Raw genomic sequence first — 21284 nt, 5'->3', positions numbered from 1 at the left:
CTTCAGCCCGGGAAAGAAGGGTCAGCTGTAGAGCCAGCGGCCGAGGTCTTCCAGGTTGGCGACCACGATCTGCTGCGCCACCGGCTTGGCCTGCACCTTGTTTGGGTCGATCTGGTAGCGCTGCAGCACGTATTGCACCAGGGCGCCGCGGCTGTGGATGACCAGCTGGCCGTCCTGCATGCCGTAGTCCGCCTCGATGATCGCCTGCTGCGCGGGCTTGAGCCGACCATCGGGGGCGAGGATCACCTCCACCGCCGTCATCCAGCCTTCGTCCGCGTCGCGGCCCTGGGCAGACTCGTCCATCAGGTCCGGCTCGCCCCGGAAGCGGCTGAGCACGAAGTCGCGGTAGTCGCGGTTCTTCTCGCAGTAGGCGCGCACATGCCAGCGCATGCCGGTGAACACCAGGGTGTGCGGGGCGATGACGCGGATCTCCGATTCCGGGTGGGCCAGGGATACGTACTCGGTTTCCAGGCGCAGGCCTTCGCGGCAGGCCTGGAGGATGGGGCGCAGCACCTCGGGGCGGATGCTGCGGTCCGGCACCTGCAGCACCTCGGTGTGGGCGTAGGCCAGGGCCAGGCCCTCGATGTGCGGGGAGCGCTCGCGGTTCTGGTCCAGCAGGTGCAAATAGGCGCTGGCGCTGCCGTCGATGAACAGCGGGCGGAAGCCCTTGCCGGGTTTGTAGCCCTTGAGGTGCTTGTCGTAGACCAGGTTCTTCGGCGCGTGCTCGTTGAGGTAGGCGTTGATGTCCTTGGAGGCCTGCTGGCGGCTGATGCCGAAGCTCTGCATCAGGTGGTTGGTGGTCAGCCGGCCTTCCCACCAGGCCACGGTTTCGATGAGCCGGTAGCGCTGGGCGAGGTCCCAGCGGACGTGGTCGATGGAGCGCTTCATGGCGATGCACCTGACGGGAGGGAGCCCTGTGTATAGGTCAGGTGCATGGATATGTCCAATAAGGCGACATGACGCGTCGGACGTCTGGACGGCACCCTCAATAGAGGTGCTTGAGGTCGTGCCTGACCACGGCATCCACCACCAGGGTGGTGGCCTTGCCCAGCAGGCCGGTGCCGTTCATGTGCTCGGCAAGCATCTTCGGGAAGGAGGGGATGGCCGTCGGCGCCAGGTGGGTTTCCGCGCGCCACAGGCCGGCGTCGACCAGCTCGGGCGCCTCGACGAAGGCGAAGCGCTGCACTTCCACCAGGGTGCCCAGCACCGGGGCCTTGCCGTTCACCGAGAGCGGGCCGAGCAGCTGCGGGTCGGCGCTCACCTGCGCGCGGCCGGTGACGCTGAGCACCGTTGCCGAGCCCGGCAGCAGGAAGGCCAGCTTCAGTTCGTCGCAGGCGATGATGTTGCTGAGCGACACCGCCACCTTGTTCCCCGGGCGTTCGGGGATCAGCAGCCGCTGCGGGTCGATGAGCCCGATGAAGCCTTCCGGGTCGCCCCGGGGCGAGAGCTCGGTGGCACCCTCGGCGTTGCGGGTCAGCATCAGCAGGTAGGGCGAGCGGGCGAGGAAGGCCCGCGCGGCCTGTGACAACGTCCCTTCGCCGCGTTCCGCCGGCCAGCCGCCCGGGTCTTCCCGCGCGGTCCAGAAGTCCGCGCGCACCATGGCCCGCGAGCAATGCAGGAACAGGGCGTCGGCCTCGAACTCCAGGCAGGTGCCGGCCTCTTCCCGCAGCGGCTGGCCGCGACCGTTGGCACGCAGGGCGAAGCCGATGCCCGGCAGGATGAAGAGCAGGCTGCAGGCCCTTGATGCCCCGTACTCCTTCAGGGGCAGGGCGGCGGGCCAGGCCAGCCGGATGCGCTTGCCTTCGGCCAGGATCACCGGCGTGGTCTGCAGGTCGAGGAAGGCGATCTCGCTGTCGGCACCGGCGAGGCCGATGGCGCAGACACTGGCGTTGCGGATGAGCGTCAGGCAGTGGGAGTCGATCGCCGGTTGCAGGCGCTTCTTCATCAGGGCGGGCGGTTCGGCGATCAGCGTGCGCAGGGCGCCGAGGGATTCGATGCGGTGGCGGGACATGCGGCAACTCCTCATGGGGCGGTGACCCGATGCTAGGGCCGCCCGGGGCGGGAAGGCATGGCGCCTGGTTTCAATCGACATGGCGTTCGGTTGCAATCGTCCGCGCTGGCGCAACGGTCGCCCCCGATAACCTGAAACGCTCGTCCCAGAGCCTGTGAAGCGATCGCCACTGTGACGGAAAGCAATATGTGTGACGCGCGTTGCGTTCAGACTGTGCGGCAGATCCGGACCCGGTGCCTGCCAGGGGCGGTGGGAGGCAGCGTCATGTCGCTGCCGCGCACCTGGCAACCAAGGGGCACTGTGAGAATCCGGGCAGCGCCACGGTCGACCCGTGGCCACACCGCCAATCGACAATAAGGAATGCTCCATGGATGTTGCTGTACGACGTGCCCTCGGTCTTCTCCTGGCCTGCGCCAGCCTGCCCGCCTCGGCGGACTTCGTCACCGTGATCACCTTCGGGGGCGCCAACAAGGATGTGCAGAAGGAGGCCTTCTTCAAGCCCTTCAAGGCGAGCACCGGCAACGCCGTGGTGCACGGCTCGTACAACGGCGACCTCGACAAGCTCAAGCACATGGTCGAACTCAGCCACGTGACCTGGGACGTGGTGGAGATGGAAGCACCGGAACTGGCCCGCGGCTGCGAGGAGGGGCTGTTCGAGAAGCTCGACCCGGCCCTGCTCGGCAACCCCGCCGACTTCGTACCCGGCACGCTCCAGCCCTGCGGCGTCGGCATCTTCGTCTGGTCCACGGTGCTCGCCTACGATTCGGCGAAGATCAAGAACGCACCCACCGGCTGGGGCGATTTCTGGGACCTGCGCAAGTACCCGGGCAAGCGCGGCCTGCGCCATGGCGCCAAGTACAACCTGGAGTTCGCCCTGATGGCCGACGGCGTCGCGCCGCAGGACGTCTACCAGGTGCTGGACACCCCGGCCGGGGTCGAACGCGCCTTCCGCAAGCTCGACGAGATCAAGTCCAGCGTCGTCTGGTGGAAGGCCGGCGCCGAACCGGTGCGCGCGCTGCAGGACGGCAAGGTGGCCATGAGCGCCGCCTACAACGGCCGTATCGCCACCGCGCAGAAGGAAACCCGCTCCCTGGCCATGGTCTGGACCGGCAGCATCTACGACTTCGACTACTGGGCCCTGCCCAAGGGCTCGTGGAAGGGCGACCTGGCCAAGACCTTCGTCACCTTCACCACCCAGCCGGAGCGGCAGAAGGCCTTCGCCGAGGGCATCTCCTACGCCCCGGTGAACAACAAGGCGATCGCCATGATCGACCCCGCCATCGCCGCCACCCTCCCCACCGCCCCGCAGAACATCAGCGGCGCCCTGCCGATGAGCGTGAAGTTCTGGGCCGCCCATGGCGAGCTGGAGCAGCGCTTCGAGAACTGGGTGAAGAACTGATCCCCCGCACGGAACTGGTCTGTGTGTAGGGTGGAGGTCGCTCTTCACCTCCACCAGCGGTGCTTCATGTGGGTACGAATGCTTGTGGCCGCGTAGCCCGGGCTTCAGCCCGGGAGCAGAGTTGCCTGCATCCCCGGGCTGAAGCCGGGCTACAACCTGTGCAGCATGTGGGCGCGAATGGTGGACGGGTGAAGCGTCGTCCACCCTACGGTTGGGGGGCGTCGGTCGTGTGCCGGGCCTTGAGCCAGAGGCCGAATTCCTTGATCACCTCCACCACCTTGCGCAGGCGCTGGCCGTCTTCGGTGAGCTGGTATTCCACCCGCACCGGCACTTCCGGGTAGACGGTGCGCAGCACCATGCCGGCTTCTTCGAGGGCACGAAGGTCGAGGGTGAGCATGCGCTGGGAGATGTGCGGGATGTCGCGGCGCAGGTCGTTGAAACGCTTGGGGCCATCCAGCAGGTAGGACACCAGCAGCAGGCGCCAGCGCCCGCCGAGCAGGTGCATGGCTTCCTCGACCGAGCAGCCGGATACGTTCTTCTTCATGGGGGCTCCAGGTATATTTTGTGTACCTAAGCTACAGATTTCTCCCTTCTTCAAAAAGAGAACCGCTGCGTCGATACTCCTGCCGCGCCTCCATCGTGGAGGTGGCCTGAGCAAGGAGTCGCCATGAAGCTGTACTACGCCCCCCGTACCTGTTCGCTGTCGCCGCATATCGTGATGCTGGAACTGGGCCTACCGTTCGAGGCGGTCCGTGTGGATAACCGCACCAAGCTCACCGAGCACGGCGACGATTTCCTCGCCATCAACCCCAAGGGCTATGTCGCCGCGCTGGAGCTGGACAATGGCGAGGTGCTCACCGAAGGCACCGCCATCGTCCAGTACCTGGCCGACCTGCGCCCGGAGGTGGGGCTCGCGCCGGCCAACGGCACGTTGCAGCGGGTGCGCCTGCAGGAATGGCTGAACTTCATCTCCGGGGAAATCCACGCCGGCATGAGCCCGCTGTTCAACGCGGCGATCCCGGAGGAGGTGAAGGCGATCTTCCGCGCGCGCCTGTTCAAGCGCTTCGACTACCTGGAAGCCGCGCTGGGCCAGGCCGACTACCTGCTGGGCGATCGCTTCGGCGTGGCCGATGCCTACCTGTTCACCGTGCTTGGCTGGGTGGATTTCTTCGCCATCGACCTGGCGCCCTGGCCGGCGCTCGCGGCCTTCCGTGCGCGCATCGCCGCGCGACCCCAGGTGCAGGCCGCGGTGCGTGCCGAGGCGGCGTGAGGCGCTCGACCGCATCCGCTGGCGGCGCCTGCGGCTGAGCGGTTACTGTCCGTGCAGGAAAAAGGACTGCCTGCCATGAGCCCAACCCGCGTCTCCGCCCTGGCGGTGCTCGACCTGCATGACCTGCTGCTGCAACTGGGTGCCGTCGAGGCTGCGCGGTTGCAGGTGGCCGGCCTGTCCCGCGAGGTGCTGCTGGGGCGTTGCGATCCCGCCGCGCCGTTGCAGGAGCAGCGCCTGGACGAGGGCCTGTTGCTGGGGTTGTGGCAGTTGGCAGCGAGCAACCCGGCGTTGCCGCAGGTCGGCCTGCTGATCGGGCAGGCCTTCAACCCAGAGCGACGCGGCCTGCTGGCCAGCCTGCTGTTCCAGTGCGCGTCGGTGGGCGAGGCGCTGTCGACCTTCCTGCGCCATGGCGCGCTGATGAACCCGTCCGAACGCTGGAGCGCACGCGATGCACAGGGCGGCCTGTGCCTCGAGCTGGAGTTCGTCGCCGGGCGCGGTTATCCACAGGCGGCGGTGGAGCGCAGCCTGGCGGCGCTGGTGCGCTGGGGGCGAGTTGGTCGGGGAGGACTTCGTGCCGCAGCGGGTCGAATTCGCCTGCCCGCGTCCGGCCCATGCCGCGCACTTCGCCGAGGCGTTCGGCACCGCCGTGCAGTTCGGCGGCGTGGCGAACCGCGTGTACCTGTCGCACGAGCAGGTGGCCAGCCCGATCCGCAGTGCCAACCCCTACCTCAAGGCGTTGCTGGAGGCGCGTGCGCAGGCGGCCCTGGAGCAGCTGCGGGCCGAGGGCGACCTGGCCGAGCGCGTACGCCTGATGATCCGCGCCGATCTCGCCGGCGGACCGGGCATCGAGGCGCTCTGCGCCGCCCTGCACCTCAGCCGGCCGACGCTCTACCGGCGTCTGCGCGAACAGGGCACCAGCTTCACCGCGCTGCTGGAGCAGGAGCGCAGTCGCCTGGCCCTGCAGCAGGTGCGTGACGGCGTGCCGCTGCAGGCGATCAGCGAGGCCTTGGGTTTCAAGGATGTGAGCACGTTCCACCGCGCCTTCCGTCGCTGGTTCGGCCATTCGCCCGGTGCGGCGAGAAGGTTGTCCCCCGTCGAATGACACCACGGCGGCGCTCACCTGGGCACCGCTTCTCCCTCCTGCCAGCGCAAGGGACGACCGCGTTTTCGGCCGCTGGTTCGAGCGAAACGTGGCTGCCCGTCCAAAAGTTCAGTGCAGATTGCAAGGCTCGCTCGGGGGTATCGTGCAATATGCAAGTGGCATTTTGATGGCTATAGGATGCAACTATCTGATTTGTATGATTTTTTTCATATGGCTCAACTGGCACAGCGGGTGCAATGGGAAGAGCTCAAAGAAAAATATCAGGGAGCAGAACAATGCAGATCGCCATCAAAGAATTCTTCGACGCGTTCCCCGGCTACGAGGTTTCCATCCGCCCCCGCCCCGACGGCATGCTGCTGCTCACCCTCGGCAAGCAGGGCGAGGCGGCCATGAGCAAGGCCATCCAGAGCGATGCCGTGTTCTGCAAGGAGCGCGTGCGCGGGCTGATTCGCGATGTGATGCGCGAGATGAAGCTGGCCTCCGGCGAGGTGACCTGGAAGGGCGAAGGCAACATCTGGCTGAGCCGCGACCTGCCGACCTTCACCGGCGGCCCGATCCAGATGACCGCCGCCAAGACCCTGGTCGAGCGCCGCAAGCTGGAGCGCATGGCTGGCCGTCGCGCCGTCGCAGGCTGATCGCAGCGGCCGCCGATCCCTGTGATCGGCCATGCCGCTGACCTTCAGTCGCTGGATACGAATGACTTCTGGGGAATTTTTCACGTTTAAGGCGTTCAATCCTTCATGCTAAGCGAGGCGACCCATCCGCTGGCCGTCGACCTGGTCGACGTCAGGCAACGGTGGTTTCGTCCCCCTGACATCAATGGAATGCGTAGCTGCAGGGCGCCCGGCATGGTCGGCGCCCCCCTTGCGAGGGACGGCAGCGGTGCATCGAAGGAGATCGTTCTTGACACCCAGCGACAGCGACGAGGCCCTGGCCATCGCGAGCGAGAACTGCGCCCGGGAGCCCATCCACATCCCCGGCAGCATCCAGCCGCACGGCTTCATGCTGGTGTTCGACGAGGCCGCCGGCCGCGTCTTGCAGGCCAGCGAGAACGTGCGCGAGTGGCTGGGGCTGGCGGTCGAGGACCTGCTCGGCCGCCACCTCGACGAACTGCTGGCGGATGTGCCGCCGTTGCTGGCGCGCCTGGCCACCCTGGCGGACGACGAGACCAATCCCTTCCATCTCGGCGACGTGCGTTTCGCCATCGGCAGCCGTGCGGGCCAGCCGATCGCGATGATGGCGCACCGCTGGGACGGCGTGCTGATCGCGGAGTTCGAGCCGGCCAGTGACGTGGCCACCGCCTACGGCAATTTCTATCCGCTGGTGCGCAGCTTCATCAGCCGCCTGCAGGAGTCCGACAGCATCGAGGCGCTCTGCCGGCGCGCGGTGGAGGAGGTCAAGCGCGTCACCGGTTTCGGCCGGGTCAAGGCCTATTCCTTCGATGCCGAGGGCAACGGCCTGGTGCTGGCGGAGGAGGCCGACCCCGGCTACCCGCGCTACCTCGGCCTGTGCTTCCCCGCCGCGGACATCCCCCAGCAGGCCCGTGCGCTCTATTGTGCCAACCGCATCCGCGTGATCGAGGACGCCAACTACCAACCCTCGCCCCTGCGGCCCCAGGCCAACCCGCTGAGCGGCAAGCCGCTCGACCTGAGCTTTTCCGCGCTGCGCAGCGTTTCCCCGGTGCACCTGCAGTACATGCGCAACATGGGCACCCTGGCGTCGATGTCGATTTCCATCGTCGTGCGCGGCCGGCTCTGGGGCCTGATCTCCTGCCATGACGAGCAGCCGCGCGCGGTGGGCTTCCAGACGCGCACCGCCTGCGAGCTGCTGGGCAGCGTGCTGTCGTTGCAGATTGAGACCCGCGAGGCCCACGGCCAGACGCAGCGCCTGCTCGGCCTGCGCCAGCACATCGTGAGCCTGCTCTCGGCGATGGCCGACCGCGACAGCGTCGCCGCCGGCCTGCTGGCGATGCCCGACGCCCTGCTGGACTTCGCCCGTGCCAGTGGCGCGGCGATCATCTCGGCGGCCAATTGCGACCTGGTGGGGCAGACGCCACCCCGGGCACAGGTCGATGCCCTGGTGCACTGGCTCGCCCGGCGCGGCGGCCAGGAGGTTTTCCACACCGACAACATCGGCCGCGACATCGACGAGCTGCCCGAGCTGGCCACGCATGTGGGCGGGGTGCTGGCGGTGGCGATCTCGAAGATCCACTCCCACTACCTGCTGTGGTTCCGCCCCGAGCAGGTGCGTACCGTCGAATGGGCGGGCAGGCCGGAGAAGAGCATCGGCCCCGGTGGCGCGCTCAACCCGCGCCACAGCTTCGAGCGCTGGCAGGAGACGGTTCGCGGCTTCTGCGCGCCCTGGGACCCGCTGGAAATCGAGGGTGTGACCGAACTGCGTTCGGCGGTGCTCGGCATCGTCCTGCGCAAGGCCGAGGAGATGGCCCAGCTGGCGGGCGAGCTGAAAAAGTCCAACAAGGAGCTGGAAGCCTTCTCCTACAGCGTCTCCCACGACCTGCGCGCCCCGCTGCGGCACATCGCCGGCTATGCCGAGCTGCTGGGGGAGTTCGAAGGCGGGCGGCTGTCGGAGCGTGGCCTGCGTTTTCTCGACCACATTGGCGAGTCGGCGCGTTTCGCCGGCACCCTGGTGGACAACCTGCTGAGCTTCTCGCAGATGGGCCGCGCGGCGCTGCGCTTCTCCGATGTCGACCTGCAGGCGCTGGTGGAAGCCATCCGCAACGAGATGGCGCCGGACGTGGAAGGGCGCCGAATCGAATGGCGCACGGACGGGCTGCCGGTGATAATCGCCGACGCCGCATTCCTCCACCTGGCGATGCGCAACCTGCTGTCCAACGCCGTCAAGTACAGCCGCGACCGCAACCCCGCGATCATCGAGGTGAGCGCGCGGTTCGAGGGCGACGAGGTGATTGTCGCCGTGAGCGACAACGGCGTGGGCTTCGACATGGACTACGCCGGCAAGTTGTTCGGCGTGTTCCAGCGCCTGCACCGCATGGAGGAATTCGAAGGCACCGGCATCGGCCTGGCCAGCGTGCGCCGCATCATCGAGCGCCACGATGGCCGCGTGTGGGCGGAAGGCCGGGTCGACGAAGGCGCCACTTTCTTTTTCTCGCTGCCCCTGCGTGGGCAGGAAATACCGTCAAGGAACGCATGAGGATCGATGATGCTCAAACCCATCCTGCTGATCGAAGACAACCCGCGCGACCTTGAGCTGACCCTCGTGGCCCTGGAGCGCAGCCAGCTGGCCAACGACGTGATCGTCCTGCGCGACGGCGCCGAGGCGCTGGATTACCTGTTCCGCCGTAACGACCACGCCCAGCGCGCCGACGGCAACCCGGCGGTGATGCTGCTGGACCTCAAGCTGCCGAAGATCGACGGCCTGGAAGTGCTCAAGGCCGTGCGCGACACCCCCGAGCTGCGCAGTATCCCCATCGTCATGCTCACCTCCTCGCGGGAGGAGCCCGACCTGCAGCGCGCCTACGAGCTGGGAGTGAACGCCTATGTGGTGAAGCCGGTCGAATTCAAGGAATTCGTCGCGGCGATTTCCGACCTGGGCATCTTCTGGGCCGTGCTCAACGAACCGCCGCCCGGCTCGCTGCGCCTCCAGCGCCGCCCGGGCTCCTGAGCCGCGACCATAGCCACGCCCCGGCCGCCATCGCCGGGCAACAGGGAATGACGACGACTGTCCATGCCGCAAAAGCCTTTGAACCTGCTGTTAGTCGAAGACAGTTCGCGCGACGCCGAGTTGGCCCTGCTGACCCTGGAACGTAGCGGCCTGCTGGTGGAGTCCACCCTGGTCTACAACCATCGGGGCGTCGAGGAAGCGCTGTTGCGCACCCAGTACGACCTGATCCTCTGCGACTTCATCCTCCCCGGTTCCTCGGGTGCCCAGGCCCTGGAAGTGGCGCGGCGCCTGGCCCCGAAAACGCCTTTCATCTTCCTCTCCGGCGTCTTCGGCGAAGAGCACGCGGTGGAGATGATGCGCCAGGGCGCCATCGACTATGTGCTCAAGCAGAACCTCAGCCTGCTGCCCAAGGCGGTGACCCGCGCGCTCGCCGAGGTGCACGAGCGCAAGCGCCGGCTCATGGCCGAAGAGGCGCTGATGGAGGTCGAGGTGCGCGCGCGCCTGGCCATCGACTCGGCACGCATGGGCATGTGGGACTACCAGCCCGAGGATGACCGGGTGATCTGGGACGAGCGCTGCAAGGCGCTCTACGAGCTGCCGCAAGATGCCGAGATCAGCCTGCGCACCTTCCTCGATCGCTGCCACCCGAAGGACCGGCCGCTGCTGGAGCGCCGGATGAACGAGGCGCTGTCCAACGACAGCGGCAACGATTACCAGGCCGAATACCGCCTGCAGCTGCCCGGCGGCCGCGAGCGCTGGGTGCAGACCAGCGGCCGCGCCTTCTTCGAGGAGGGCCGCTGCGTACGCTTCATCGGCGTGCTGCAGGACATCAGCGAGCAGAAGTACGCCACCGAAGCCCTGCAACGCCTCAACGAGATGCTCGGCGAGCGTGTCGAGCGGCGCACCCGCGAGCGCGACCGCACCTGGGAGCTGTCCCGCGAGCTGCTGGCGGTGCTGCGCTTCGACATGACGCCCATCGCCCTCAACCCGGCCTGGGAGGAAACCCTCGGGCTCACCCGCCAGCAGCTGACCCGCGTGCAGCTCTGGCAACTGATCCACCCGGACGACATCGACGCCACCCTGTGCGAGGCCGAGAACATTGCCAGCGGCAACGTCTCCACGCGCTTCGTCAACCGCATGCGCCACAAGGACGGGGAGTACCGCTGGCTGTCCTGGACCATCGTTCCCGACGAAGGGCTGATGTACGCCGCCGTGCGCGACATCACCAGCGAGCGCGCGGTGATGGACGAGCTGGCCAGCGCCAACGCCCAGCTGCGCGAGCAGATCCGCGAGCGCGAGCGCGTCGAGGCGGCGCTGCAGCAGCTGCAGCGCCTGGAAGCGGTCGGCCAGCTCACCGCCGGCGTGGCCCATGACTTCAACAACCTGCTGACGGTGATCCTGGCCAGCACCACCTTCCTCGAGCGCGACCTGGCGCGCGGCAACTTCGAGCGTTCCCAGGGGCGGCTGCAGAACATCAAGGAAGCCGGCGAGCGGGGTGCCAAGCTCACCGGCCAGTTGCTCGCCTTCGCCCGGCGCCAGCGCCTGGAACCGGTGGAGGTGAACCTCAACGACACGGTGCGCGGCCTGCTCGACATGCTCCAGCGCACCCTCGGCGGCTCCATCTGGATCGACACCGATACCGCGCCCGACCTGTGGCGCGCGCTGGTCGACCCGACCCAGACCGAGATGATCATCCTCAACCTGGCGATCAACGCACGCGATGCGATGCCCGCCGGCGGCACCCTGCGCCTGAGCACCTCCAACCAGGTCGTCAGCCAGGCGCCGCAGCGCCCCGAAGACCCGGAGCCCGGCCCCTACGTGGTGCTGGCGATCACCGATACGGGCAGCGGCATGAGCGACGAGGTGGTGGCCAAGGCCTTCGAGCCGTTCTTCACCACCAAGGAGGTGGGCAAGGGGTCCGGGCTCGGCCTGGCCCAGGTGTTCGGCTTCGCCAAGCAGTCCGGCGGCGGCGTCAGCATCGAGACCTGCGAAGGGCAGGGCACCACGGTCAAGGTCTTCCTGCCGTGCATCCAGACCGATGCCGGCGAGGCGCCGGCCGAGCTGCACCTGCCCGCCGAGCCGCCGCTGGAGGGGCCGCGGCGCACCATCCTGCTGGTGGACGACGACGACAATGTGCGCGAGGTGACCGCCTCCCTGCTCGATGCGCTGGGCTACCGGGTGCGCGAGGCGCAAAGCGGTGCCCGTGCGCTGGAACTGCTCGATGAGGGCGTCGACCTGCTGCTCACCGACTTCGCCATGCCCAGCCTCAATGGCGCCGAGCTCGCACGCCTGGCCCGGCAGCGCTACCCGGCGCTGCCGGTGCTGTACATCACCGGCTACGCCGAGCTGGACGACCTGGACGTGAGCGACAGCGTGATCGTGCAGAAGCCCTTCCGTGACGACGAGCTGGCCACCAAGCTCAGCGCCGCCCTGAAGCGTCACGTCGCATGAGCCTTCGCCAGTTCCTGCGGGACGCGGGCGCCCCTTGGCACGCGCGGGTCGATTGCGCCTATTCGGCCTTCTGCCTGGAAAGCCGCAGCGGCTATGGCGATTTCCTCCAGGCCCACGCCCGCGCCCTCCTGGCGCTGGAACCGGCCATGGAGGCGGCGGGCATCGAGCGGCTGCTGGACGACTGGCCGCAACGCCGCCGCCGCGAAGCGCTATGCCGCGACCTGCAAGCCTTGCACCTGCCCATCCCGGAAACCGCCGCCGTGGTGCTGACGGCCGACGCCGGCACGCTCTGGGGCCTCGCCTACGTGCTGGAAGGGTCGCGCCTCGGTTCGCGCCTGCTCGCCAGCCGAGTCCGCCAGGCCGCCTGGCCGGGCGCCGCCACCGCGCTGTGCTACCTGGGCCATGGTGACGGCCTGCCGCTCTGGCCCTGGCTCAGCAGGTAACCGTGGGCGGCGTGGACCTGCACGCCGGTGAAGCCAGCCTGCTCGGCGAGCACCGCGGTGCGGGCGAAGCGCTGGATCAGCGCGGCGATCTCCGCCTCGTCCAGCGGCTTGGGCACCGGGAACATCTTCGACAGGCCGCCCATCTCCAGCGCCACGGCGGAGGGGGCGACCGTGGGCTGGCCGAGGTTGGCCTGCATCTGCCGGCCGGGGTGGTTGATCTGCATCCAGAACTGCGCGCCCTGGGCACGGCCGATGCGCGCCCATTCGCGGAAGCGCTCCAGCTTCTGGCCTTCCTCCAGCACCACGCCGCCGGGGCCGGTCATGGCGCGGGCGTCCACCATCACGTTGCCGGTCAGCAGCAGGCCGGCGCCGCCCTCCGCCCAGGCGTGGTAGAGACGCAGCAGCTCGTCGGATGGGGTCTGGTCCGGGTGGGCGAGGTTTTCCTCCATCGCCGCCTTGGCGATGCGGTTGGGGATGACGGCGCCATTGGGCAATTTCAGGGGCTGGAAGGGCGACATGGGGCTCTCCGGGTGGGGGCCGGTCGTCGGCTCGGGTTTGAGCGGCGCGCGGCGGGGGCTGTGTCGTCGCAAAGGCTAAGGTTAAAGTCAACTTCAAGGTCAATAGGGGAGCCCCCGGAAAATGAAAATCGGCAAACTCGCCAAGCGCAGCGGCCTCGCCGCCTCGCGCATCCGCTTCTACGAGGCCAGCGGGCTGATCCGCGCCCAGCGCCTGGGCAATGGCTACCGCGACTACCCGGAAGAGACCCTGCACGTGCTGGAAATCATCGGCTGCGGCCAACAGGCGGGCTTCAGCCTGGAGGAGATGCGCAGCCTGATGCCCGGCGCCGACCTGCGCATCGGTGACCATGACCGCCTGCTCGCCGGCCTGCGGGCCAAGGTCGCGGAGATAGAGATCGTCCAGCAGCGCCTGGCGCAAAGCCGCGAACGCCTCTTGCAGACCATCGCCAGCATCGAGGGCAAGCCCGAAGGCATGGACTGCGCGGAAAATGCCAAGCGCGTGATGGATCAATGGCGGGAGCGCAACGGGAAGGGGACGAAGGAAGCGGCGTCGTGATGACACAGCCGTAGGGTGGGCTTGAGCCCACCACAGCAGCTCCAAGTCTCGCCAAGGGAGCGGACGAACCGTGCACGCAGTTTCGCCTTACAGAAAGTCTGAGCCTTGTAGACAACTGATGCCGAAAAGGGCCGATGCCGGAATCGTGAGCCAGCGCATGGTTATCTACTGTTCGGGTATGGGAGATCAGCAGATGAGGCATGGCACAACGCTGCGTCCGCTCGGGATAACTCCAAGCTATACCGAGCCTTGAGTGCCGAGATTTCATCAACCGTAAGCGCGTGTGAGTTCTGGACCAGCGAGCTACCGCATTTCATGAACAGGTAAAGCGCACATAGCTGCATGAGGCGCTCGGACTCAGACTCCACCACGTAGACGCCGGGTCGCCCTTCCAGTTCAGAGATATCCACTGGAGGGTCGTCGCTCTCGCGATCCGCCAGGTAGAGATACGTCCAGGCTCGGCTATGGACGGGGTTGGCGTCGCCATCCGTATCGACATTGCGCCTCGCACCGTAGAGCAGGTCGATGAATACCCTGAAGTCGGGGCGGTTTTGGTTGATTTCTACTAAGTACATCGCTAGCTCATTTTTCTCGTCGGACGACTGTTATTACTTTGGAACGCTGTGTCAAAGGTACGCCTTCGAATGGATCTTAAGTGGATGAAAAGCCTGCTGGCAGCGATCACCTGCACCACCCTCTGCGCCTGCGTCCCCGTCTACAAGACCCTCCAGCCCTATGCCGAGGCACAGGTGCACAACGAGCATGGCCAGCCGCTGGAGTCGGCGGAGGTGGTGTTGATCAGCAGTGCCTATCCCTATGGCTGGGAGCAGTTCAGGGCGACGGCGATGACCGACCCGGCGGGCTTCGCGACCTTCTACAAGGTGAAGGACCTGCGCCTCGAGTTCTTCGTGATCCACGGGGCGCAGCAGTTCTTCTGGAACTGGTGCGTGAAGAGCCCGGGCTACGCGACCCAGACCACCACTTTTAGCAATGGCGATGATTTCGAGGCCTATCCGACGTTCGTCCTCAAGCCGGGGGAGTCCACGGCCTGTCCCGAGCCCAGGAGCTGACCGGGCTTTCGATCTTGGCGGCAACCTGCATGTCCCGGGCTGAAGCCCGGGCTACCTGTCATCCCGCGTTTCGTGTGAGCGCTGCTTGATACAGCGCCGACGCGATCCCCTCTATCTCATCCCCTTGATGCAGCTTGCCGAGCCACCTGGCCGGGATGCCGGGCTTGCCGTAGTAGGCGCCGGCGACCTGGCCGACGATGGCGGCGGTGGTGTCGGCGTCGTCACCCAGGTTGGCGGCTTCGAGCACGGCGGCTTCGAAGGAGTCGGTGGACCAGAAGCACCAGAGCGCGGCTTCCAGCGAGGCGACGCAGTAGCCCGTGCCGCGTATCTGCTCGCGGGGCTTGCCGATGAAGCTGCCCTCGGCCAGGTCTCGGATGGCCGGTTGCAGGTAGAGGACGGGGGAGGCGTCGAGCAGTTGGTCGCGGGATTTGCCGGCCAGGGCATTGGCGATGACCTGGGCCAGGAGCTTGCAGGCTTCGATGGCTTCGGCGGCGCCGTGGGTGGTGCGCGAACTCTGCTGGGCGAAGTGGGCGACGTCCTCCTGGCGGGGGAAGTAGTACATCACCACCGGGGCGAGGCGCATCAGCGAGCCGTTGCCGGCGGTGTCCGGTTCGCTGGAGCCGGCGAGGGGATCGCCGGTTTGCTGGAAGCGGGTCAGCGCCTCGCGGATGGTGGTGCCGATGTCGAAGCATTGCCCGGTGGAGCTCCAGTAGCCCCATTGCCACCAGTTGAGGTAGCGGGTCATCTGGTCGGCGGCGTCGAAGCCGTTCTTCTCCAGCAGGCTTTCGGCGAGGCAGAGGGCCATCGAGGTGTCGTCGGTCCATTGGCCCGGCGCCAGGGCGAAGGGGCCGCCGCCGTTCATGTCGGTGATGGGCCTGAAGGTGCCGGGTGGGAAGAATTCGAGGGTGGTGCCGACGGCGTCACCGCTGGCCAGGCCGAGCAGGCATCCCTTGTAGCGATCCAGTAAGTCCATGTGCGTATCCCCGTGGCGGACCTGATTGGTACTCCAGGGCCGGGCCTGGGGCAAGTGCCTTCGCGATGAGGGGGCGGGAACGGTGCGTGCAGCCCCGATCCCGCCGTTCCGTCAGCTGCGGGCCAGCGGCGGGGTGCGCGGCGGCACCAGGCGCTTGCTGCCGGTGGCCTCGTAGGCCGAGGCGAGGCGCAGCAGCGTCGAGTCGTCGTAGGCGCGGCCGGCAAAGGTCAGGCCGACAGGCATGCCGATGTCGGCCATCACGCCCATGGGCACGGTGACCGTGGGCACGCCCAGGTGGCGAATGGCGAGGTTGCCGTTGGCGACCCAGACGCCGTTGCTCCAGGCGATGTCGGCGGAGTCGGGGTTCACGTCGGCATCGGCCGGGCCCACATCGGCGACGGTGGGGAACAGCACGGCATCGAGCCCCAGGCGGTCCATCCATTCTTCGAGGTCGATGCGGCGGGTCTGCTCCAGGCCGCGCAGGCCGTCGGGCAGGGTGGGGATCTGGTCCCACGGCGTGATGCCGCGCTCGGCCATCTTCACGTACTCGTCCATGCCCGCCGCCAGGTCGCCCTCGCGGTTGGGCAGGGTGCCCGGGTCGTGGGGGAAGATCTTCGGCCCGTCGACGTCCACCAGGCGGTTGAGCCTGGGGTCGCCGTTGGCGCGGAGGAAGTCGTCGAAGGCCCAGGCGGAGAGGTCCCAGAGCTCGTGGTGGAGGAACTCCCTGGACACCAGCCCGCGGTTGAACACGGTGGGTGCGCCGGGGCGGTCGCCCTCGCAGTTGGAGACCAGCGGGAAGTCGACCTCGATCACCTCGGCGCCGGCGGCTTCGAGGGCCTGGCGGGCGGCGTTCCACAGGTCGATCACCGAGGCGCGGGTTTTGATGCGCTGGCCGGTCGGGCCGCCGATGCCGGGGGCTTCGCTGGTGCCCGCCTCCGGGTCGGCGTTGATGAACATGCGCGGCACGCCGAGCCGCTTGCCGGCCAGCGCCTCGGGCTTCGCCGCCAGCTCCAGGTAGGAGGCGGGGCGCACGCTGGAGGCGGCGGGGATCGGCACCCAGGGCTGCAGGCGCCACAGGTCGCCACGGGTGTCGGCATCATCGGCGACCACCACGTCGAGCACTTCGAGCAGGTCCGCCATGGTGCGGGCGTAGGGCACGACGACGTCCATGGTGGGCGTCAGCGGCCAGTTGCCGCGCACGGAGATCACCCCGCGAGACGGCGTGTAGGCGCACAGGCCGTTGTTGGAGGCGGGGCCGCGGCCGCTCGACCAGGTCTCCTCGGCCAGGCCGAAGGCGGCGAAGCTCGCGGCCGTGGCGGTGCCGGCGCCGTTGGAGGAGCCGGAGGCGAAGGGCGCGGTGAGGTAGGCGGCGTTATAGGGGCTTTCCGCCCGGCCGTAGACTCCACGCTGCATGCCGCCATTGGCCATGGGCGGCATGTTGGTCTTGCCCAGGCAGATGGCACCGGCGGCGCGCAGGCGTTCGATGGTGAAGGCGTCGCGCTGGGCGACCAGTTCGGCGAAGGCCGGGCTGCCGGAGGCGGCGGTGAGGCCTTTCACCAGGTAGCTGTCCTTGGCGGTGTAGGGGATGCCGTCCAGCGGGCCGAGGGTTTCGCCCCTGGCACGACGGGCGTCGGAGGCGCGCGCCTCTTCCAGGGCCTCGGGGTTGCGCACGACCACGGCGTTGAGGGCGGTGGCGGTGTCCTGCCCGTCGTAGGCGTCGATGCGGGCGAAGTAGGCCTGGACCAGTTCGACGGCGGTGGTACGGCCGGATTCGAGCGCGGCGCGCAGCTCGGCGATGGCGACTTCGGTGACTTCGATCATGCGTCCACCCCCGGGCGCTGCTGGGGCTGGGAGGAGATGAGGCGTGCAAAACCGGTTTTCATGACGGTCCTCGTTTCAATGCGTGTGCGACGGGTTGGACGCGCGGCCTGGTCGGTGGCGTTCACAGGGGGCCTATTTAGCCACCAAGTCGGTGGTAGAGGAATCGCCAGCCTGTGCGTCTGTGCAGAGAGGCATGAAGCGGGTACGGGCGTCCCATCGTTGCCCGATCCTCGTGCCCCGCCATGGCGATCACAGGGCCGGGATGCGGCCTGCACGGTGCTGCTGGGGTGTCGTTGCTCTCCGTTTGTCCGATCCTCCGTGCCGATGGCGGCTTTTGGCCATATCTCCCAGCAAAACGCCATGCGCCATCGCTATGCTGTGGGGTAATCCGAAGCGACGGTTCCAATCCGGCCAGGGCAAGCAGGCCGGTCGCCCGGTTTTGTCAGGTTCGAGGGGGCAACTCCCGTTCCGGTGCTAGGACGCCTGGGCGGGTGCTGTCGATTCATGCTTCGGAATCGTTTCAACCTTCGAATTCCGTCCAGGGCGGGGATATGCGCGGACTCTGTTGGTTCTGGGTTCTTTGTGCCTTGTGCACCATGTTGCCGGCCTCGGCGGCGGACGGCGAGGTATTGCACGTGCTGGCCTGGCCGGGCTACGCCGATGCGGATGTGGTGAAGACGTTCGAGCAGCAGCACCAGGTGAAGGTGGTGGTGACCCTGGTGGATTCCGACGAATCGCTCTGGGACAAGCTGCACGCACAGGACGGCGAGCTGTTCGACGTGCTCGCCGCCAACACCGCCGAGATCCAGCGCTACTACCACAACGGCATGCTGCAACCGCTGGACCTCGCCCGCCTGCCCAACACCCGTCACCAGTTGCCGCGCTTCCAGGATCTCGAATCCATCGAGGGACTGATCCGCGAAGGGCAGGTGTATGCGGTCCCCTTCACCTACGCGGCGATGGGGCTGATCTACGACCGCCAGCAGGTGCCTGTGCCGCCGCGCTCGATGGCGGAGATGTGGAACCCGCGCTACCAGGGCAAGGTGCTGGCCTTCAACAGCGCGCAGCACAACTTCTCCTTCACCGCGTTGACGCTGGGGCTGGCCGACCCCTTCCACCTGCGGGCCGATGACTTCCGCCGGGTGACCGGGCAACTGGTGGCCCTGCGCCGCAACCTGCTGGCGTACTACAGCCTGCCGGAGGAGGCGACCGGCCTGTTCCTGCGGCACAAGGCGGCGCTGCTGTTCGCCAACTACGGCATGCAGCAGGTGACGCAGCTGCGCCAGGCGGGGGCCGACGTGGGCTATGTGATCCCCGACGAGGGGGCCATCGCCTGGCTGGACTGCTGGGCCATGACGCGCACCGCCACCAATCGTGAACTGGCACTGGCCTGGATCGACTACATGCTCGAACCCCGGGTCGGCAGGCTGCTGAGCGAGCGCCAGGGCCTGGCCAACACCAGCGAGGTGCCCACGGAGCCGGCCGGGGATGCGCGGCTCATCTGGCTGCAGCCGGTGGAGGACGTGGGGCGCCGCGAGGCGCTGTGGAGCCGCATCGTGTCCGGTGACCGGGAGGAGAGGTTCTAGCCATGCGCATGGGCCTGACCGTCAAGCTGTCGATCCTGCTCGCCTGCATCGGCATCCTCTCCTCGGGGATCACCGGCTATTTCTCCTATTCGGCCAACCAGGCGCTGCTGGTCAAGGAGGCCGAAGGCAACCTGCTGACCTCCACCGAGCTGCTCGGCCAGCGCCTGTCCTCGTTGCTGAGCGACATCGACGCGGACGCCCTGACCCTGGCCGACATGCCTTCCAGCGCGTTGGTCGCCAGCCTCGGTTCGCAACCGGGCGATACCGGTGCCAAGCCGCACCTGGCCGGTGTCTTCGCCACGGTGATGCGCTTGCATCCGCAGTATTCCCAGGTGCGCCTGATCAGCCGCCAGGACCATGGCATCGAGGTGATCCGCTTCGATCGCGACGGCCAGCGGATGATCGAGGTGGACGGCTTGCTGCTGCAGGAGAAGGGCCATTTCCCCTACGTGTTCGAAACGCTGCTGCTCAAGCCGGGGCAGGTGTACCTCGCGCCCATCACGGTCAACCACGAGCGCGGCGCCCATTCGGCCGACGGCGCCCCGACCCTGCGCGTGGCCACGCCCGTGGCCGGAAAGGACGGGGTGGTGCAGGGGGTGGTGGTCATCAACGTCGACCTCAAGCGCTTCCTCGAACAGCTGGAGGCGGACCTGCCGCAGGGGCACCAGCTGTACCTGGCCAACCAGTGGGGCGACTTCCTCGTGCACCCCGTACCGGCGATGGCCTTCGGATTCGACAAGGGGCGGCGCATCCTCATCCAGGACAGCTTCGCCGATACCCAGCGGCTGCTGAGCCGCCAGGCCCCCAGCGTGCTGGTCAACGGCCTGGATGCGCCGACCCGGGCGGAGGGCAAGATCATGGCCTTCGTGCGCAAGCCGTTCGGCCTCAACGGGGAGGAGCAGTTCGTCGTGCTCGGCCTGTCGCGCCCGCTGGAGGACGTGCTCGGCAGCGGGCGCTCGCTGGGGCGCAGCATCATCCAGATGGTGCTGGTGTTCAGCGTGCTGGCCCTGGTGCTGGCGGTGCTCTTCTCCCGCGCCCTGACCCGGCCGCTGCAGATGCTCAGCCACGCGGCGCGCAGCTTCCAGACCGAGCACATGCACGACGTCGCGCTGCCCATCGCCCGCAAGGACGAGATCGGCGTGCTGGCCCGCGGCTTCGACCTGATGCGCCGCGAACTGAAGTCGCACATGGAAATGATGAGCCGCAACCAGCAGGAGCTGCGCCACCTGGCCGACCACGACTCGCTCACCGACCTGCCCAACCGGCGGCAGTTCTTCCAGCAGTTGCAGCGTGCCATCTGCACCGTGGGCGAAGGCGGCGACGAGTTGGCGGTGCTGTTCATCGACCTCGACGACTTCAAGAAGATCAACGACGACATGGGCCACTCGGTGGGCGATGAAGTGCTGATCGTCGTCGCCCGGCGCCTGCGCGGCGCCGTACGCAGTGGCGACCTGGTCGCCCGGCTGGGCGGCGACGAATTCGTGGTACTGATCCAGGGCCCGGACATCGCCGCGGCCGCCAGCGCCATCGTGCACAAGATCCTCATCGCCCTGGCCGACCCCGTGGCCATCAAGGGCCGGCCCCTGGAGATCGGCGCCAGCATCGGCCTGAGCATCTACCCCCAGGACGGCACCACCGCCGAGGCGCTGATGCTGCATGCGGACAACGCGATGTACCGGACCAAGCTGGAAGGGCGGAAGGCGAGGGCGGGAGCGGCGCCGGAGTGAAGGGCGGGCTGCGCACGGTGATCACCGTAGGTTGGTGCTGAGCGTGCGAAGCCCAACATGGGGATATCAGCCAGCCTACTCGACAGGCAGGTGACGCGAGAGCTCCATCGCATCGTGTAGAACCCGGTCGATCACGATCCTGTCCGCCTCTTGCCGGTAGATAAGGAAGTGCCGGGGATTGCGCACGATGCCCGACGCTGTGCGGCCCCGTTCGCGACTCAGTCGTAGATGCCAGGAGCGAACGCCGTCGCCGAGCTCCGGTCGTTCCGCGCTGCCGGCCTGGTTCGGGGCTGATGCGACATCACGCAGGCCGGCAACGATCAGGGCCTGATAGCGCTGGCGTGCAATCTCGCCGAACTGCTCGTCCGTCCAGGCCAGAATGTCGAGGATGTCGGCTTGCGCGGCTTTGGATAAACGGTACCGGGCCATCAGTCTTGCTTGCGTCGAGCGGCCTGCTGGCCAAGCTGGCCGATGATGTCTTCGAGCTGGGCATCTTCCACATCCAGGTAACGACCCGCCGCGATATCTTCCCGACCTTTACGGGCCGCCTGCTGGAGCACATCGAGCTTGGCTGCTTCCAGGCGCTCACGCTCCTCGATAAGGCGCAGCCCTTCGCGCAGCACCTCGCTCGCGTTCTGATAGCAACCGGATTGCACCAGGCGTTCGACAAATTCGTGTTGGTGGTCGCTGAGCACCACGTTTCGGGTAGGCATGG

20 protein-coding genes and 2 pseudogenes are annotated in these 21284 nt (G+C 67.5%); 13 read left to right on the top strand and 9 right to left on the bottom strand.

Annotated features, from left to right (window positions below; genetic code table 11):
* Positions 1-21: 21 nt before the first annotated feature.
* Complete coding sequence (locus HSX14_RS24405; protein ID WP_173173122.1) at positions 22-894, bottom strand: helix-turn-helix transcriptional regulator; 873 nt, start codon at positions 892-894, stop codon at positions 22-24.
* 91 nt (positions 895-985) lie between these two features.
* Positions 986-2011 (bottom strand): pyridoxamine 5'-phosphate oxidase family protein, encoded by a 1026-nt coding sequence (locus tag HSX14_RS24400; RefSeq protein WP_173173031.1) that lies wholly within the window; start codon positions 2009-2011, stop codon positions 986-988.
* A 367-nt stretch (positions 2012-2378) separates the two neighbouring features.
* Here HSX14_RS24400 and HSX14_RS24395 point away from each other — a divergent pair, with 367 nt between their 5' ends.
* On the top strand, positions 2379-3410 hold the full coding sequence (locus tag HSX14_RS24395) for an ABC transporter substrate-binding protein (RefSeq protein ID WP_173173033.1): 1032 nt from the start codon (positions 2379-2381) through the stop codon (positions 3408-3410).
* A gap of 205 nt (positions 3411-3615) precedes the next feature.
* Here the strand turns inward: HSX14_RS24395 and HSX14_RS24390 are convergent, their stop codons facing one another.
* Entirely contained in the window at positions 3616-3954 is a 339-nt protein-coding gene (locus HSX14_RS24390) for a winged helix-turn-helix transcriptional regulator (RefSeq protein WP_173173035.1), read from the bottom strand.
* A gap of 123 nt (positions 3955-4077) precedes the next feature.
* On the opposite strand from HSX14_RS24390, the gene gstA reads away from it, so the two are divergent.
* From gstA to HSX14_RS24350, 8 genes and pseudogenes are all read left to right on the top strand, one after another.
* Positions 4078-4680: a glutathione transferase GstA gene (gene gstA, locus HSX14_RS24385; RefSeq protein ID WP_173173037.1), complete on the top strand. Its 603-nt coding sequence runs from the start codon at positions 4078-4080 to the stop codon at positions 4678-4680.
* 75 nt (positions 4681-4755) lie between these two features.
* Positions 4756-5326, top strand: a pseudogene (locus HSX14_RS31735) (AraC family transcriptional regulator ligand-binding domain-containing protein); the annotation flags it as partial.
* A gap of 165 nt (positions 5327-5491) precedes the next feature.
* The gene (locus HSX14_RS31730; RefSeq protein WP_228723647.1) at positions 5492-5782 is read left to right on the top strand and encodes a helix-turn-helix transcriptional regulator; all 291 of its coding nucleotides are present in this window, start codon (positions 5492-5494) and stop codon (positions 5780-5782) included.
* A 275-nt stretch (positions 5783-6057) separates the two neighbouring features.
* Positions 6058-6417, top strand: coding sequence for a DUF3509 domain-containing protein (locus HSX14_RS24370; RefSeq protein ID WP_173173041.1), 360 nt, complete (start codon positions 6058-6060; stop codon positions 6415-6417).
* A 268-nt stretch (positions 6418-6685) separates the two neighbouring features.
* The gene (locus tag HSX14_RS24365; protein ID WP_228723494.1) at positions 6686-8953 is read left to right on the top strand and encodes an ATP-binding protein; all 2268 of its coding nucleotides are present in this window, start codon (positions 6686-6688) and stop codon (positions 8951-8953) included.
* 9 nt (positions 8954-8962) lie between these two features.
* Positions 8963-9424 carry a response regulator gene (locus tag HSX14_RS24360; protein WP_173173045.1) on the top strand — a complete coding sequence of 154 codons (462 nt, stop codon included), beginning with the start codon at positions 8963-8965 and terminating at the stop codon, positions 9422-9424.
* Between the two features lie 63 nt (positions 9425-9487).
* Positions 9488-11875 carry a hybrid sensor histidine kinase/response regulator gene (locus HSX14_RS24355; RefSeq protein ID WP_173173047.1) on the top strand — a complete coding sequence of 796 codons (2388 nt, stop codon included), beginning with the start codon at positions 9488-9490 and terminating at the stop codon, positions 11873-11875.
* Positions 11872-12318 carry a biliverdin-producing heme oxygenase gene (locus HSX14_RS24350; RefSeq protein WP_173173049.1) on the top strand — a complete coding sequence of 149 codons (447 nt, stop codon included), beginning with the start codon at positions 11872-11874 and terminating at the stop codon, positions 12316-12318. The genes HSX14_RS24355 and HSX14_RS24350 overlap by 4 nt, the downstream gene beginning before the upstream one ends.
* Here HSX14_RS24350 and HSX14_RS24345 read toward each other — a convergent pair.
* Positions 12303-12836, bottom strand: a pseudogene (locus tag HSX14_RS24345) (oxidoreductase); the annotation flags it as partial. The gene HSX14_RS24350 and the pseudogene HSX14_RS24345 sit on opposite strands and share 16 nt — an antisense overlap.
* Before the next feature lie 121 nt (positions 12837-12957).
* On the opposite strand from HSX14_RS24345, the gene HSX14_RS24340 reads away from it, so the two are divergent.
* Complete coding sequence (locus HSX14_RS24340) at positions 12958-13392, top strand: MerR family transcriptional regulator (protein ID WP_173173052.1); 435 nt, start codon at positions 12958-12960, stop codon at positions 13390-13392.
* Between the two features lie 161 nt (positions 13393-13553).
* Here the strand turns inward: HSX14_RS24340 and HSX14_RS24335 are convergent, their stop codons facing one another.
* Positions 13554-13967 carry a hypothetical protein gene (locus HSX14_RS24335; RefSeq protein ID WP_173173054.1) on the bottom strand — a complete coding sequence of 138 codons (414 nt, stop codon included), beginning with the start codon at positions 13965-13967 and terminating at the stop codon, positions 13554-13556.
* A gap of 84 nt (positions 13968-14051) precedes the next feature.
* On the opposite strand from HSX14_RS24335, the gene HSX14_RS24330 reads away from it, so the two are divergent.
* Entirely contained in the window at positions 14052-14462 is a 411-nt protein-coding gene (locus tag HSX14_RS24330) for a carboxypeptidase regulatory-like domain-containing protein (protein WP_173173056.1), read from the top strand.
* A gap of 58 nt (positions 14463-14520) precedes the next feature.
* Here the strand turns inward: HSX14_RS24330 and HSX14_RS24325 are convergent, their stop codons facing one another.
* Both HSX14_RS24325 and HSX14_RS24320 read right to left on the bottom strand, forming a co-directional pair.
* Positions 14521-15435 carry an ADP-ribosylglycohydrolase family protein gene (locus HSX14_RS24325; RefSeq protein WP_173173058.1) on the bottom strand — a complete coding sequence of 305 codons (915 nt, stop codon included), beginning with the start codon at positions 15433-15435 and terminating at the stop codon, positions 14521-14523.
* Positions 15436-15546: 111 nt separating this feature from the next.
* A complete protein-coding gene (locus HSX14_RS24320; RefSeq protein ID WP_173173060.1) occupies positions 15547-17256 on the bottom strand; it encodes an amidase in 1710 nt (569 codons plus the stop codon).
* Between the two features lie 596 nt (positions 17257-17852).
* Here HSX14_RS24320 and HSX14_RS24315 point away from each other — a divergent pair.
* A complete protein-coding gene (locus HSX14_RS24315) occupies positions 17853-18842 on the top strand; it encodes an ABC transporter substrate-binding protein (protein WP_228723493.1) in 990 nt (329 codons plus the stop codon).
* Positions 18843-18844: 2 nt separating this feature from the next.
* Entirely contained in the window at positions 18845-20569 is a 1725-nt protein-coding gene (locus HSX14_RS24310) for a diguanylate cyclase domain-containing protein (protein ID WP_173173064.1), read from the top strand.
* Between the two features lie 75 nt (positions 20570-20644).
* Here the strand turns inward: HSX14_RS24310 and HSX14_RS24305 are convergent, their stop codons facing one another.
* Together HSX14_RS24305 and HSX14_RS24300 are read right to left on the bottom strand one after the other, a co-directional pair.
* Positions 20645-20998, bottom strand: coding sequence for a type II toxin-antitoxin system RelE/ParE family toxin (locus tag HSX14_RS24305; RefSeq protein WP_021218735.1), 354 nt, complete (start codon positions 20996-20998; stop codon positions 20645-20647).
* Complete coding sequence (locus HSX14_RS24300) at positions 20998-21282, bottom strand: type II toxin-antitoxin system ParD family antitoxin (RefSeq protein ID WP_173173066.1); 285 nt, start codon at positions 21280-21282, stop codon at positions 20998-21000. Before HSX14_RS24300 ends, HSX14_RS24305 begins: the two co-directional genes overlap by 1 nt.
* Positions 21283-21284: the final 2 nt, after the last annotated feature.

It is taken from the genome of Pseudomonas tohonis (assembly GCF_012767755.2).
Classification (GTDB): Bacteria; Pseudomonadota; Gammaproteobacteria; order Pseudomonadales; family Pseudomonadaceae; genus Metapseudomonas; species Metapseudomonas tohonis.
The sequence above is the reverse complement of the archived record's forward strand: the minus strand, read 5'-3'. Positions and strand labels throughout refer to the sequence as shown.